Raw genomic sequence first — 13,776 nt, 5'->3', positions numbered from 1 at the left:
AACTCGCGGACAGGGGCGACTATGACTCGCATGCGCTATGTCGTTACCGGCGGTACCGGGTTCATTGGCCGCCGACTCGTGACCGCCCTGGCCGCCCGCACCGACGAACCCGAGGTATGGGTGCTGGTCCGGCGGGAGTCGCTGTCGCGCTTCGAGCGGCTCGCCGAGCAGTGGGGCGAGTCGGTCAAGCCACTGGTCGGCGATCTCACCGCGCCGCGACTCGGCCTCACCGACGAGACCCTCGCCGAACTCGGCGCGGTCGACCACGTCGTGCACTGCGGTGCGATCTACGACGTCACCGCGTCCGACGAGGCGCAGCGCGCCGCCAACGTCGACGGCACCAGGGCGGTCATCGAGTTCGCCACCGCCACGCACGCGACACTGCACCACGTGTCCTCGATCGCGGTGGCCGGCACGTTCCCCGGCGAGTACACCGAGGCGGACTTCGACGTTGCACAGGACCTCCCGACGCCCTATCACCAGACCAAGTTCGAGGCGGAGATGCTGGTGCGGGCCGCCCCGGGGTTGCGGTACCGCGTATACCGGCCCGCCGTCGTGGTCGGGGACTCCCGCACCGGCGAGATGGACAAGATCGACGGCCCGTACTACTTCTTCGGGCTGCTGGCGAAGCTGGCGATCCTGCCGAGGCTGACGCCGATCATGCTGCCGGACACCGGTCGCACGAACGTCGTGCCGGTGGACTACGTCGTCGACGCCCTCGAGTCGATCATGCACGCCCCCGGCCGGGACGGTCAGACGTTCCACCTCACCGCCCCGACTTCCCTTGGGCTGAAACACATCTACCTGGGCGTGGCCAGGGCCGCGGGACTGCCCGAGCTGCGCGCCACCCTGCCGGGGTCGATGGCGACGCCGTTCCTCAAGGCGACCGGACGCGCCAAGATCCTGCGCAACATGGCGGCCACCCAGCTCGGCATCCCCGCGGAGATCCTCGACGTCGTCGACCTGGCGCCGACGTTCACGTCGGACAACGCCGCAGAAGCCTTGCGCGACACGGGAATACGCGTCCCCGAGTTCTCGTCCTACGCCCCGAAGCTGTGGCGGTACTGGGCCGAGCACCTCGATCCCGACCGCGCACGCCGCGACGACCCGGCGGGACCGCTGGTCGGTCGGCACGTGATCATCACCGGCGCCTCGAGCGGCATCGGGCGGGCGTCGGCGATCGCGGTGGCCGAACGCGGAGCGACGGTGTTCGCACTGGCCCGTAACGGCCAGGCCCTCGATGACCTGATCGCCGAGATTCGCGAATTCGGCGGCAGCGCATACGCTTTCACCTGCGACGTGACCGACTCGGCATCGGTGGACCACACCGTCAAGGACATCCTCGGTCGCTTCGGACACGTCGACTACCTGGTCAACAATGCCGGACGCTCGATCCGGCGGTCGGTGTCGGCGTCGACCGACCGACTCCACGACTACGAACGCGTGATGGCCGTCAACTACTTCGGCTCGGTGCGGATGGTGCTGGCGCTGCTGCCGCACTGGCGCGAGCGCCGCTTCGGCCACGTCGTGAACGTCTCCAGTGCCGGCGTGCAGTCCAGCAGCCCGAAGTACAGCGCCTACATTCCGAGCAAGGCGGCCCTCGACGCATTCGCCGACGTGGTCGGCACCGAGACGCTCTCGGATCACGTGACGTTCACCAGCATTCACATGCCCCTGGTGGAGACGCCGATGATCGCCCCGTCGCGCAAGCTCAACCCGACGTCCGCGATCACCCCCGACCACGCCGCCGCGATGGTGGTGCGCGGTCTGGTCGAGAAGCCCGCACGCATCGACACGCCCCTGGGCACGCTGGCCGACGCCGGAATGTACTTCGTGCCGAAGCTGTCGCGCCGCATCCTGCACCAGGTGTACCTCGGCTACCCGGACTCGGCGGCCGCTCGCGGAATCGCCGCGCCGGAGCCGTCGACACCGGTGGCGCAGACACCCACCCGGCGACCCAAGCGGCCCGCCCGCGCCGTCGCGACGAGTCTGCGCGCGCCCCGGCCGCTGAAGCGCGCCGTCCGCCTGATCCCGGGTGTGCACTGGTAGGTGGCCGGCCCTATCGTTAGCCGCGTGAGTCGCGTGAGCGGCGCGAACGGGTCCAGCGCTGCGCCCATCTTCGTCGACGTCGACACCGGCGTGGACGACGCCATGGCCCTGGCCTACCTGCTCGCCAGCGACGACGCTCGCATCGTCGGCATTGCCTCGACCGCGGGCAACGTTCCCGTCGACCAGGTCTGCGCCAACAACCTGGGCCTGCTGGCGCTGTGCGGCGCAGACGTGCCGGTGTCCCGGGGTTCCGACCGACCGCTGGCCGCACCGCTGCGCACCGCCGAGGACACCCACGGCCCCGAGGGGCTCGGCTACGCTCGGCTGCCCTCCCGCGACGGCACGCTGACCGACTACGACGCCGCGACGGCGTGGGTGAAGGCGGCCCGCGACCACCCCGGTGAGTTGATCGGCCTGGTGACCGGCCCGCTGACCAACCTGGCGCTGGCCATGCGGATCGAGCCCGCGTTGCCGCGGCTGCTGCGACGTCTGGTGGTGATGGGCGGCGCGTTCGACTACCGCGGCAACACGACCCCGGTCGCGGAGTGGAACATCAGCGTCGACCCCGAGTCCGGCTCCGAGGTGTTCACCGTGTGGAGTGCGGCCTGGGGGTTGGACAGGCCGACGCATCTGCCAATCGTGTTGGGGCTCAACCTCACCGAGAACATCGCGATGACCCCGACGATCCTCAGCAGGCTGGCGGCGGCCGCCGGCTCCGCCACCACCCCGATGAGCGTGCTCGACGATCGCGGGTCCCGGTCGGCGGCGTCCAACCCGCTGATCCGCGTCCTGGAGGACGCGATGCGCTTCTACTTCGAGTTCCACTTCGACCAGGGCGAGGGCTATCTCGCGCACCTGCACGATCCGCTGGCCGCCGCCGTCGCACTGGACCCGGATCTGGTGCGCTACGAGCAGGCCACCATCGACGTCGAACTGACGGGCACCCTGACTCGCGGCATGACGGTGGCCGACTGGCGGGGCCATTGGGGACGACAACCCAACGCGCACATCGGCGTTGGCGTCGACCCCGAGGTCTTCTTCGACCGGTTCATCGCGCGGGTGGGGCCCTACGCCGCCACGCTCGGGTGAGGCGCGCCGTACCGAGTTACTCATATACTCCCTCCAGAAACCACTGCCGATGCCGATAGCACAGCAGCATCGCCTGCTCGACGTCATCACTGCGCCGCCCGGGTCGACGAATCAGCACCTGCACCCGCGCCGTGCGCCCAGCCCTACCGGATGAGTGCGCGTCCTTGCCTGCGTCCCACCATCTTTCGTCGACCGGCCACGGCCCGGCCCACCACGTCAACGTCCCGGTACGACCACCCCCGTCGAGCCGTACCGGGTCTGCCGAGAACACGCCCCGACCGGTCACCCGCACCGGGGCGCCCTCGGCATCGAGCAACTCGACCGGATCGTCGAGCAGCACGGCGGGCGACGGTTCGGGAAGCTGCCCGGGCCAGGGCTGATTCGGGTCGGCCCGTGGCACCGGCTCGTCGCCCAACGGCGTGAGGGTGATGCGCTCGGCGGGCCCCCGACCGCCGCTGAGCACCGGCACCTGCACCGACTCCGGCCCGAGCAGTCCCTGAACCCGGACCAGCGCCCGGCGGGCCCGCAACCGGTCGTCGTCACCCGAGGAACCCCACAGCGGCAGTTGCAGCGCCGACGCCGACACCACCTCCACCGGATGCAGCCGCAGCGTGGTGATCGGGGCCGTGGGCCGTTCGTCCGGATTGCGTCGGTTCAACCATCCGTCGAGCTGCCACCGCACCCGGTCCGCGGTGGCGTCCTCGGTCAACGGCTCGGCGCACCGCCAGACCCGGTGCATCTCTTCGCCATTCGCGGTGACCGCGTGGATCGCCAGGCGCGTGCAGCCGACGCCCGACGCCTCCAGGCTGCGGTGCAGTTCACCGGCCAGCGACCGCCCGGCGAAGGCCGCGGCGTCGACCCGGTCCACCGGCGGATCGCAATCCACGACGGCGTCGAGATCCGGCGCGGACTCCCGGCCCGACGGCCCACGGTCGGGCTCTCCGCGGGCGAACCGGTGGGCGATGATCGCATCGGCGCCGAAGCGGGATGCCACGTCCGAGCGTGGCAGCTCGGCGAACTGACCGATGGTCCGAATACCCATGCGCCACAACAGGTCTGCTAGATCGTCACGACCGGGTGCGGCCAGGCTGGGCTCGGTGGCGAGCTGCCGGATCGACAGACCGGCCAGGAAGTGGGCGTCCCCACCGGGCTCGACGATGCAGCCGGCGCGAGCGGCGAACACCGCCGTCGGCATCTGATCGGCGATGCCGACCTGACACTCCGCCCCGGCCGCGGCGACCGCGTCGACGAGGCGCTCCGACGCGGCCTGCTCGGAGCCGAAGTAGCGCGCCGCCCCCCGCACCGACACCACCAGCAGACCCGGCCGCAGGACCTCCGCGCGAGGGACGACCTCGTCCACCGCCGCCGTGACGGCCTCGAAGTGCCGGGCATCGCGACCCGGGTCGGCGGTGACGACGTGAACGTGGGGGCAGCGCGCCTGGGCCTCCCTGCGGCGCAACCCCCTGCGCACCCCGGCCGAGCGCGCCGACGCCGAGCACGCCACGACGCGATTGGCCAGCGTGACGACGACGGGATCGGTCGCAGCCAGGCCCGCCGCCGCGGCCGCCGCCACCGCGGGCCAGTCCATGCACCAGATGGCCAGTACCCGGCCCGCCACGTCATCCGCCTACGACGCGCGCATGGCCACCGACCCGGCCCGTCGCACTGGTCGTCAGCCGCACCCGACTGATGCGCCCGCATCCCGGGGTGGGTGCGCCGGGGCCCGCACCCGTCACCTCGAAACCGCACACCCTCGACTCCAGCCGGGCCGACGCCCCGTGCCAGTCACCGTCGGTGATCACCAGCGTGCAGCCCTTCTGTCTGGCCCGCGCGGTCACGGCACGGGCCCTGGTCGGCGCCACCGACCGGCCGCCCAGGCCGAGCACCACCAGATCCAGGCCATCCATCAGCACCGCGGCCACCTCCACCGGATCGGCACCGGGGTCGGGGATCACCGCGAGCCGGCTCAGGTCGGCACCCATCTCGACGGCGGCGAGCAGACCCACGTCGGGCTGGCCCACGATGGCCGCGTGTCCGCCCTCCGACGTCACCGCCGCCACCAGTCGCAGCGCCAGCGACCGAGCGCCCGACACCACTGCGACCGACCCCCGTGGCAACGCACCGGGCAGCAGATCGGCCAGCGCCTCGGGGGCTTGTAGCAAATTTTCTGAGGCCGGTAGGGAGGTGTTCGACGCCATCGCTCCGCGGCGGGTGGGACCTACCGAGCCCGTGGCCCGTCCGGACACCTCTGCTATCTTGCGTCTGAGGTGTTCTACCTGTTCAGCGTGATTTTGCGAGCGTTCGTCAACTCGCGCCACCGCTGTCACAACAGCACCTTTCGCACCATCAGAACCATCCCGCATTCGAAAGTATGTTCGATACGACGAGTAAACACTCACCCACCGACAGCGTCAAGCGGATCCGGCGCGGCCGGGGATGGCTCCTACGCCGCCAGTGAAATGCCGGTGCGGCCGTCGGACCCGTCGGATACAGTGCGCTCACCGGCCCCCTCCAAGGGAGGGGACCGGGGTACGCGTCGGCATCGGGATCAGTGAGGACACGCACACGAGATCGCTCCCCGACACCGCCACGCCGTCTCCTACCGTGACCGCATCTCGAGCCCGGCCTCGAAGTCCGTGGCCGTGGCTGCTGGTCGCCGTACTGGTCGGGGTGCTGTCCTGCACGTCCGATCTCCGGTCGACCCCGGCCGCCCCGTCGCCCACCCTCATCGACGGGCCCTATGCCTCGCTGCTGGCCGCCTCGACCGACCTCGGCCCCGCCCAGAGCGACCACGTCCAGCTCACGGCGATGCTCATCGAGCGACGGCGCCCCGACGCCCTGATGAACTGGGCCGAGCAGCACGGCCTCACCGTGCAGTGGCGCGCCAGCGACGGCTGGGCCATCGTCGAGGGCACCGCCGACCACGTGGCTCGTGCGTTCGGCGTGCAGGTCCACGACTACCGCGGTCAGCGCGGCCAGGAGTTCTACGCGTCACCGCAGCAGCCGCAGGTACCGCCCCCGCTGCGCAACGAGGTCGACGAGCTCGGCCGAATCCTCAGTTACACACCGCATCACGAATCGCGCCCGAGCATCGTCCCGCTGGACGTGCCCGACCAGGGCCTGACCCCCGACGCCCTGCTCACCACTTACAACGCCGCGACCATGGCCAGGAACGGCTTCACCGGCAAGGGCACCACCGTCGTGGTGTTCGCCTTCAACGGCTTCGCCCAGTCCGACCTCGACGCCTTCTCCACCAGCAGCGGGCTGCCGAAGTTCACCCCCACCATCGTCGGTGACAAGCCGCCGACGCCGTACGGCGAGACCACGATGGACCTCGAGCTCGTCCATGCGATCGCCCCGGACGCCCAGACCGTCGTCGTCAACGCCCGTCCGACCGTCGAGGGCGACGGCGCGTTCCAGAAGATCGGCCAGATGATGGAGGACACCGATCGCCGCTTCCCCGGCGCGATCTGGAGCTTCTCGATCGGCTGGGGTTGCGACAAACTGCTCACCGCAGCGGATTTGGCGCCGGTGCGCTCCGCACTCGCGGCCGCCCACACGCACGGCACCACGTCGTTCAACGCCAGCGGCGACCTCGCCGGACTGGAGTGCAAGGGCGGCGACGACTGGGATTCCCCGCCGGGGCCCGCCGACGTCGGACTGGACTCCATCTCCTCCATTCCCGAGATGACCAGTGTCGGTGGCACGACGCTGTCCACCGACGCCACGGGCCGGTGGCTGGCCGAACAGGCCTGGTTCGACGTCCCACTGTCCCAGGGCACCGGCGGTGGGGTGTCGTCGCTGTTCGCCCTGCCGCCGTGGCAGCGCGTCGCGGCCGGGCAGATCCCCGGCAATCGCAACACCGGCAAGCGGCTGACGCCCGACGTCGCCGCCGTCGCCGATCCCTTCACCGGGGTGAGGATCGTGCTCAACGGAGCCACCGTGGTCGGTGGCGGCACCTCGCAGTCCGCACCGATCTGGGCCGGCTTCGCCGCGATCATGACGCAATACCTGAAGTCAAACGGCGGCAACGCAATTGGTGACATCAACCCGCTGCTCTACCAGATCGCCCAGGGCGCTCCCCTGCCCGCGTTCCGCGACGTGTACCTCGGCGGGAACGCCGTCGACATCGCGGGGTCGGGCTACGACCTGGTGAGCGGACTCGGCACACCGAACGTCGACAACCTCGCCCGCAATCTCCTCATCCTGCAGAGGGTCGCGCCATGACCACCGATTCCGACACCGACGACCTCGAACCCGGCATGGTCGAGTGCCGGGTGTGCAGGGTGCCGGTACCCGACGGCGAATACTGCGGTCTCTGCGGGCTGCCCCTGAAGGACCACCAGCAGCCCCAGGGACCGGACTGGCTCCGGATGAAGGCCTACAGCGCCTCCCCCGGTGAGCATCTCCTGCGGCCGAACATCGTCAGCACGCTGTTCCCGCACCTGTCGACCCAGTCGCGCGTCCCGTTCCTGCTGGGGCTCGGCGTGCTGCTGGCCGCCCTGGTCGCCGCGACCCTGTTCCGCCTGCCCGCCGCCATCATCACCGTTGCCGCACTTGGCCTTCCGCTGCTCTTCCTCATCTACCTGCAGGAGTCCGACGTCTACGACGACGTCCCCACCAGCGTCCTGGTCGTGACCGCCGGGTTGGGCATCGGCCTCGGGGTCGGCTGGGTGCTGCTGACCGGTGCCATGCTCGCCCAGCAGTACGACGTCGGAATCGGTGTCGGCATCGCCGGATCCCGCATCCTCCGGGACGGTCTCGGCGTTCCCATCGGGGGTCTGGTGCTCATGCTCGTTCCCGCCGTGCTGGTGCGTCTGGTGCGCCCCGGCGAGCGGGAGTCCCTCGACGGCTTCGCCATTGGCGCCCTCGGCGCGCTGATGTTCACTGCCGCAGCGCAAATGACGCGACTCGCCCCCCAGTTCAGCGGCGGCATGATCGCCAGGGACCGGCCGCTGAGCGGCCTCGTCGTCGAAGCGGGCATCCGCGGTGTCGCCGTACCACTGACCGCGGCCGCGGTCGGCGGACTGATCGGCTGCGCGCTGTGGTTCGCCAGGCCGGAGAACAAGAAGCACCAGCACCGCAACTACGTCCGCGTGACGCTGAGCGTCTTCGCCCTGCTCGTCATGACGATGTACGGATTGCTCGGCCTGGTCGACGTCGCGCGGATGCCCCAGATCCTGCAGCTGGTGCTGCATCTCACCGTCACCGCCGGCGCGCTGCTCGCCCTGCGGGTCGGCCTGCACCTGGCGCTACTGCACGAGAATCACGACGACATCGCGTCCGATCAACCCATTCTGTGCCCGCACTGCCACAACGTCGTGCCCGACATGGCCTTCTGCGTGGCCTGCGGCGCGGCCACCAGGGCGGCCTCGCGGTCATCGCGCCGGTCGCGGCGTGAGCTGCGGCCCGTGCGCCACGAACCGGAGGCCGACGCGCCGTGACCACGATCGCGCAGGGTTACTCGACGCACGCCGGAACCTACACCGTCCCAACGCTTCCCAAGACCTCCCACCGACGCCTGCTCGTCGTGTGGGTCGCGGCGATCGGCCTCGTCGCGGCGGGTCTCGTCGTGCTGTCCGGAGCCGTCGAGACGCCGTCGGCCCGCTACGTCTGCCCGCCCGACTGCGGACGTCCCCCGGTGGGCGACCCCGTCACCATCAACCCCCGCTACACCGCACCCGACGGGGCGTTCACGGTCGCCTACCCGGCGGTCGGTTCGGCCTACAAGGTCACCCTCGGCGATAGCGGCGTCACCGCCGACCTCCTGGTGGGCGACAAGGGGACCATGCGGCTGTTCAGCCAGCCGGCCGCCGGACGCACGCCCCAGCAGGTCACCGACCAGTTGATCAAGGCGACGTTCCCCGACACCAAGACCGCCTACGAGATCCCCAATGCGATGGTCGGCTACCAACCGGGCTACGGCCTCGTCGCCGACTTCTGGCCGCAGGGCTCGAACGCCAAGTACACGCGGATGCGGCTGGTGGTCATGGTGGCGATCAAGCACGACCTCGCCCTGGTGGCCGGCGCGGTGGGACCCTTCCACGCCTTCGGGCCGGACTTCGGCTCCGGCAAACCGTCCGCGGCCGGCCTGCAGCTGGCCCTCGACATGGGCAAATACGTCAACAGCTTCAGCTGGCGCGGCGACCCCCAGCGCTGAGTCCCGCGCCCTGCTCGCGGGAAGAACGGGTGTGAGCTGGACCGCGCACAGCTGAATGGTGACATTGACAAATGTCACCAATCGCTGCTGTACTGCAGTTGTGACCATCGACACGATGCCCGCCCGCGGATCCCTGCGATCCCGGAGCGCCGCCGCGGTGAGCGGACTGACCCTGCGACAGCTCAGCGCGGTGCTACCGCCGGAACGCACCTGGGGGCTGTGGACGTCGCGGCGCATCGTCGCGCGCATCATGGACTCCTTCGGACCCTCCCTCGCCGGCACCGAGGTGGAGAAGGTCGACGTCCGGCTGCGCGGCGGCGGGCGGGTCGTCGGTGAGTGGGTCCGGGGCGGGGCCGGCGGGCAGGAGCGAAGCGACCGGGGAATTGGTGGGGCCAGCGGGCAGGAGCGAAGCGACCGGGGAATCGGTGGAGTCGGCGGGCAGGAGCGAAGCGACCGGGGAATCGGTGGAGCCAGCGGGCAGGAGCGAAGCGACCGGGGAATTGGTGGAGCCGGCCAATGCATCTACTTCGTGCACGGCAGCGGCTTCGCCCTGTGCTCACCGCGCACGCACCGCAGGCTGACCGCCTGGCTGTCGCGCCTCACCGGACTGCCCGTGTTCTGCGTGGACTACCGCCTGGCGCCCCGCTACCGCTTCCCGACCGCGGCGGTCGACGTGCGCACGGGCTGGGACTGGCTGCGCACCGAGAAGGGATACGACCCCGCAGACATCGTCATCGTCGGCGACTCCGCCGGGGGCCACTTGGCCGTCGATCTGCTGCTGCAACCCGACGTCGCACACCCCGCGGGACTGGCCGTGTTCTCGCCACTGATCGACCTGACGTTCGGGCTCGCCCGCACCCGTGAGGAACTGCGCCGCGATCCGGCGATCCGGGCCTCCGACGCCCAGCGTCTCGTCGAATTGTATTGCGCGGGAACCGATGTCAGTCATCCGCGGCTGACCCTCGACGTCGCGGGCGGACGACGGCTGCCGCCGACGCTGGTGCAGGCCGGCGGCGGGGAGATGCTGGTGGGCGACGCCCGCAAGCTCGCCGCCGACATCGCCGCCGCGGGCGGCACCGTCGAACTGCAGGTCTGGCCGGACCAGGTGCACGTGTTCCAGGCACTGCCCAGACTCACCCCCGAAGCGGCGCCCGCCATGCGGCAGGTCGCGGCATTCGTCGCAGAGTCGCTGCGAGACAACGGCATTCAGGCCGCGGGATGAGGCCGTTCGGTTCTGCGCCGAAGCGCAGCCATGGCGCGGCCGCCGTCATCACCGGTGCGGGCAGCGGCATCGGCGCCGCGTTCGCCACCGAACTGGCCCGCCGCGGCGGGCGGGTCGTGTGCAGTGACGTCGACGAGGGGTCGTCACGTGCCACGGCGGACGCCATCACGGCGGCGGGTGGGCAGGCGACGTCCGTGCGGTGCGACGTCTCGCGGCTCGACGACGTCGCGCAGCTCGCGAAGGAGGCCCAATCCTGGCTCGGCGGAGCGCCGACGCTGGTGATCAACAACGCCGGTGTCGGCGCGGGCGGTGCACCGATCGGCGAGATCGATCCCGACGACTGGAGTTGGGTCCTCGGCATCAACCTGTGGGGACCGATCCACGGCTGCCAGGTCTTCACTCCGATCCTTCGCGAGGCGGGCCGACCCGCAGGCATCATCAACGTCGCGTCGGCCGCGGCGTTCGGCGCCGCACCGGGGATGGCCGCCTACAACGTCAGCAAGGCGGGCGTGCTGTCCCTGTCGGAGACGCTCGCCGCCGAGCTGTCGGGCACCGGTATCACCGTCACGGTGCTCTGTCCGACGTTCGTCAAGACGAACATCGTGGAGGCCGGCCGCATCTCGGCGCGCTCCACGCAGCTCGCCGACCGACTCATGCGCTGGACCGGGTTCTCACCGGAACGCGTCGCGCGCACCTGCCTGGACACCAACGACCGCGGCGGGCTGTACTGCATGCCGCAGCCCGATGCCCGAATCGGTTGGGGCATCAAACGATTGACCCCCACCGTGTACACCCGCGCCGCGGGTCTGACCAACCGCGTCACGAACTAGGAGACTGCAATGGCAATCGACATGGATGCAATGCTCGCCAAGATCAAGGACCGCCAGTGGGCGCTGGCCGACATCGACTGGGACGCACCCGGAGCCGAGACGATCAGCGACGAGTTCCGGCCCAAGCTGAAGGCCTTCATGGCCGACCTGTGCTGGATCGAGAACGTCGGAGCGCGAGGCTTCGCCGCGCTGGCCAAGAAGGCGCCGACGCCCACGCTGGCGGAGATCTACCGCTACTTCCACGCCGAGGAGCAGCGCCACGCCAATGCCGAACTCGCACTGATGAAGCGCTGGGGCATGCTCGAGGGCGGCGAGATGCCCGAACCCAACGTCAACATCCGGCTCGCGATCGAATGGCTCGACAAGTACTCCGACGACATGTCGCTGTCGGTGCTCGGCACCGTCATCCCGATGCTGGAGGTGGCGCTGGACGGTGCGCTGCTGAAGTTCCTGCTCGACGAGGTCGACGATCCGGTGTGCCATCAGGTGTTCGAGAAGATCAACAACGACGAGTCGCGGCACATCGCCGTGGACTTCGAGGTGCTGAACATGATCGGCCACGCCAAGGCCCGCAAGTTGGCGGTCGACTTCGTCGGCGGCCTGGCCACGCCGGGTCTGATCATCGGGATGATCATGTACGTCCCGCTGCTCAACCGGATGCGCAACAACATCGTGGACATGGGGTTGGAGCCCGAGCGTCTGTACAAGGCCATGATGCGCTTCAAGGAGCTCGGCGGGCGTGCCGAATACACCTGGCGCGTACCGACTTATCAGATGCTGAAGCTGCACGCGCGCATGGTGGTCAAGCCCGACAACCCGTACCACTGGATCGCCAACCCGATGGTGTGGGCCTCCGACCGCTACCCGAGGCGGCTGCTGAAGCCCATCCCGTCGTGGTTCAAGGAACTCACCCACGAGCCGGCGGCCTGACGTGCACACCTACGACACCCTCATCGTCGGCGCCGGCTTCAGCGGCATCGGCACCGCGATCAAGCTGACCGAGGCGGGCGTCGACGACGTCGTCATCGTCGAACGCGACCAGCGCGTCGGGGGCACCTGGCGTGACAACACGTATCCCGGTGCGGCGTGCGACATTCCGTCGCTGCTGTACTCGTTCTCCTTCGTGGCGAACCCGACGTGGTCGCGGGCCTACTCCCCCGCCGACGAGATCCGCCAGCACATCGAGGACATGGTGGACCGCTTCGACCTGCGGCGCCGGATCGACTTCGGCGTCGAGGTGAATGGCCTGGCCTTCGACGAGACCGACGGCGTGTGGGACGTGTCGACCACCGGACGACGGTCCTACCGCGCCCGCACCGTCGTCCTCGCCTCGGGGCCGCTGACCGATCACGCGTGGCCCGACATCCGCGGCATCGACACCTACGAGGGTCACAAGATCCACAGCGCCGACTGGGATCACGACTACGACTTCACCGGCAAGCGGGTCGCCGTCATCGGCACCGGGGCCAGCGCCGTGCAGATCGTCCCCGAACTGGTCAAGCAGGCCGCGTTCGTCAAGGTCTTTCAGCGCACCCCGGGCTGGGTCATCCCGAGACTCGACGTCGCCACGCCGGCGCGCGCGCAGGAGCTGTTCGCCAAAGTGCCTGCCGTGCAACGACTTGCCCGCCAAGCCCTGTTCTGGGGTCACGAGGCCAGCGCGACGGCGCTGGTGTGGAAGTCTCCGCTCAGCTCGGTGGTCGCCCGCCTCGGCAAGGCCCACCTCAAGCGGCAGGTGAAGGACCCGTGGCTGCGCAGGCAGCTGACCCCGGACTTCACCCCCGGCTGCAAGCGCATGCTGGTGTCCAGCGACTACTACCCGGCACTGCAGCGGGACAACTGCAAGCTCATCGACTGGCCGATCGCGGCGATGAGCCCGGTCGGCATTCGCACCTGCGACGGGGTGGAGCACCACCTGGACGCCGTCGTCTTCGCCACCGGGTACGACGTGCACCTGACCGGACCGCCATACCCGGTGACCGGACTCGGGGGCCGGTCGCTGGCCGCCGAGTGGACCCGCGGCGCGCAGGCATACAAGAGCATCAACGCCAGCGGCTACCCCAACCTGTTCTTCATGACCGGGCCCAACTCCGGCCCGGGTCACAACTCGCTGCTGGTGTTCGTGGAGGGGCAGATCGACTACGCCGTCGCGGGCATCACCACGATCCTGCGCAACGACTTGCGCTACCTCGACGTCCGCGACGACGTGCAGCGGCGGCACAACGAGCAGCTGCAGAAGCGCCTGACCAAGACGACGTGGATGAGCGGCTGCAACAGCTGGTATCTGACCGCTGACGGATTCAACGCCTCGATGTACCCGGGCTTCGCGACGCAGTATCTTCGACAGATGCGCGACTTCCAGTTGGGTGACTACGTCGCCCAGGCACGGCACGCGGCCGCCGCCGTGGGCTCCCGTTCGTCAGCCTGAC

The 13,776-nt window shown here is 69.9% G+C and carries 11 protein-coding genes; 9 read left to right on the top strand and 2 right to left on the bottom strand.

Going from position 1 to position 13,776, the window contains the following annotated elements; all coding sequences use genetic code 11:
- The first annotated feature begins 30 nt into the window (after positions 1–30).
- The gene (locus G6N60_RS06340; RefSeq protein ID WP_179969649.1) at positions 31–2,049 is read left to right on the top strand and encodes an SDR family oxidoreductase; all 2,019 of its coding nucleotides are present in this window, start codon (positions 31–33) and stop codon (positions 2,047–2,049) included.
- A 24-nt stretch (positions 2,050–2,073) separates the two neighbouring features.
- Positions 2,074–3,138: a nucleoside hydrolase gene (locus G6N60_RS06335; RefSeq protein WP_281355643.1), complete on the top strand. Its 1,065-nt coding sequence runs from the start codon at positions 2,074–2,076 to the stop codon at positions 3,136–3,138.
- Positions 3,139–3,154: 16 nt separating this feature from the next.
- Here the strand turns inward: G6N60_RS06335 and G6N60_RS06330 are convergent, their stop codons facing one another.
- Together G6N60_RS06330 and G6N60_RS06325 are read right to left on the bottom strand one after the other, a co-directional pair.
- Positions 3,155–4,726 (bottom strand): DNA polymerase Y family protein, encoded by a 1,572-nt coding sequence (locus G6N60_RS06330; protein WP_163743555.1) that lies wholly within the window; start codon positions 4,724–4,726, stop codon positions 3,155–3,157.
- Positions 4,727–4,757: 31 nt separating this feature from the next.
- Entirely contained in the window at positions 4,758–5,465 is a 708-nt protein-coding gene (locus G6N60_RS06325) for a DnaE2-dependent mutagenesis accessory factor ImuA' (RefSeq protein WP_163734056.1), read from the bottom strand.
- Positions 5,466–5,742: 277 nt separating this feature from the next.
- On the opposite strand from G6N60_RS06325, the gene G6N60_RS06320 reads away from it, so the two are divergent.
- From G6N60_RS06320 to G6N60_RS06290, 7 genes are all read left to right on the top strand, one after another.
- The gene (locus G6N60_RS06320) at positions 5,743–7,365 is read left to right on the top strand and encodes a S53 family peptidase (RefSeq protein WP_372511005.1); all 1,623 of its coding nucleotides are present in this window, start codon (positions 5,743–5,745) and stop codon (positions 7,363–7,365) included.
- Positions 7,362–8,582 (top strand): zinc ribbon domain-containing protein, encoded by a 1,221-nt coding sequence (locus tag G6N60_RS06315; protein ID WP_163734050.1) that lies wholly within the window; start codon positions 7,362–7,364, stop codon positions 8,580–8,582. The genes G6N60_RS06320 and G6N60_RS06315 overlap by 4 nt, the downstream gene beginning before the upstream one ends.
- Entirely contained in the window at positions 8,579–9,298 is a 720-nt protein-coding gene (locus tag G6N60_RS06310) for a hypothetical protein (protein ID WP_163734046.1), read from the top strand. Before G6N60_RS06315 ends, G6N60_RS06310 begins: the two co-directional genes overlap by 4 nt.
- A gap of 115 nt (positions 9,299–9,413) precedes the next feature.
- On the top strand, positions 9,414–10,520 hold the full coding sequence (locus G6N60_RS06305; protein WP_163743552.1) for an alpha/beta hydrolase: 1,107 nt from the start codon (positions 9,414–9,416) through the stop codon (positions 10,518–10,520).
- Positions 10,517–11,350: an SDR family NAD(P)-dependent oxidoreductase gene (locus tag G6N60_RS06300; RefSeq protein ID WP_163734043.1), complete on the top strand. Its 834-nt coding sequence runs from the start codon at positions 10,517–10,519 to the stop codon at positions 11,348–11,350. Before G6N60_RS06305 ends, G6N60_RS06300 begins: the two co-directional genes overlap by 4 nt.
- A gap of 9 nt (positions 11,351–11,359) precedes the next feature.
- Positions 11,360–12,280, top strand: a complete 921-nt coding sequence (locus G6N60_RS06295) for a ferritin-like domain-containing protein (protein ID WP_163734040.1) — start codon at positions 11,360–11,362, stop codon at positions 12,278–12,280.
- 1 nt (position 12,281) lies between these two features.
- Positions 12,282–13,775, top strand: a complete 1,494-nt coding sequence (locus tag G6N60_RS06290) for a flavin-containing monooxygenase (RefSeq protein ID WP_163734037.1) — start codon at positions 12,282–12,284, stop codon at positions 13,773–13,775.
- The last annotated feature ends 1 nt before the right edge of the window (position 13,776 follow it).

Origin of the sequence: Mycolicibacterium madagascariense (assembly GCF_010729665.1) — a bacterium.
Taxonomy (GTDB): Bacteria; Actinomycetota; Actinomycetes; order Mycobacteriales; family Mycobacteriaceae; genus Mycobacterium; species Mycobacterium madagascariense.
Note: the sequence above shows the minus strand (reverse complement) of the source record. Positions and strands in the feature narration are given on the sequence as shown.

Bases quoted from the DNA above. Each gene is read 5' to 3' on its own strand.
- G6N60_RS06330 (WP_163743555.1), bottom strand. From the start codon at position 4,726: ATGGACTGGCCCGCGGTGGCGGCGGCCGCGGCGGCGGGCCTGGCTGCG.
- G6N60_RS06300 (WP_163734043.1), top strand. From the start codon at position 10,517: ATGAGGCCGTTCGGTTCTGCGCCGAAGCGCAGCCATGGCGCGGCCGCC.
- G6N60_RS06315 (WP_163734050.1), top strand. From the start codon at position 7,362: ATGACCACCGATTCCGACACCGACGACCTCGAACCCGGCATGGTCGAG.
- G6N60_RS06305 (WP_163743552.1), top strand. From the start codon at position 9,414: ATGCCCGCCCGCGGATCCCTGCGATCCCGGAGCGCCGCCGCGGTGAGC.
- G6N60_RS06295 (WP_163734040.1), top strand. From the start codon at position 11,360: ATGGCAATCGACATGGATGCAATGCTCGCCAAGATCAAGGACCGCCAG.
- G6N60_RS06340 (WP_179969649.1), top strand. From the start codon at position 31: ATGCGCTATGTCGTTACCGGCGGTACCGGGTTCATTGGCCGCCGACTC.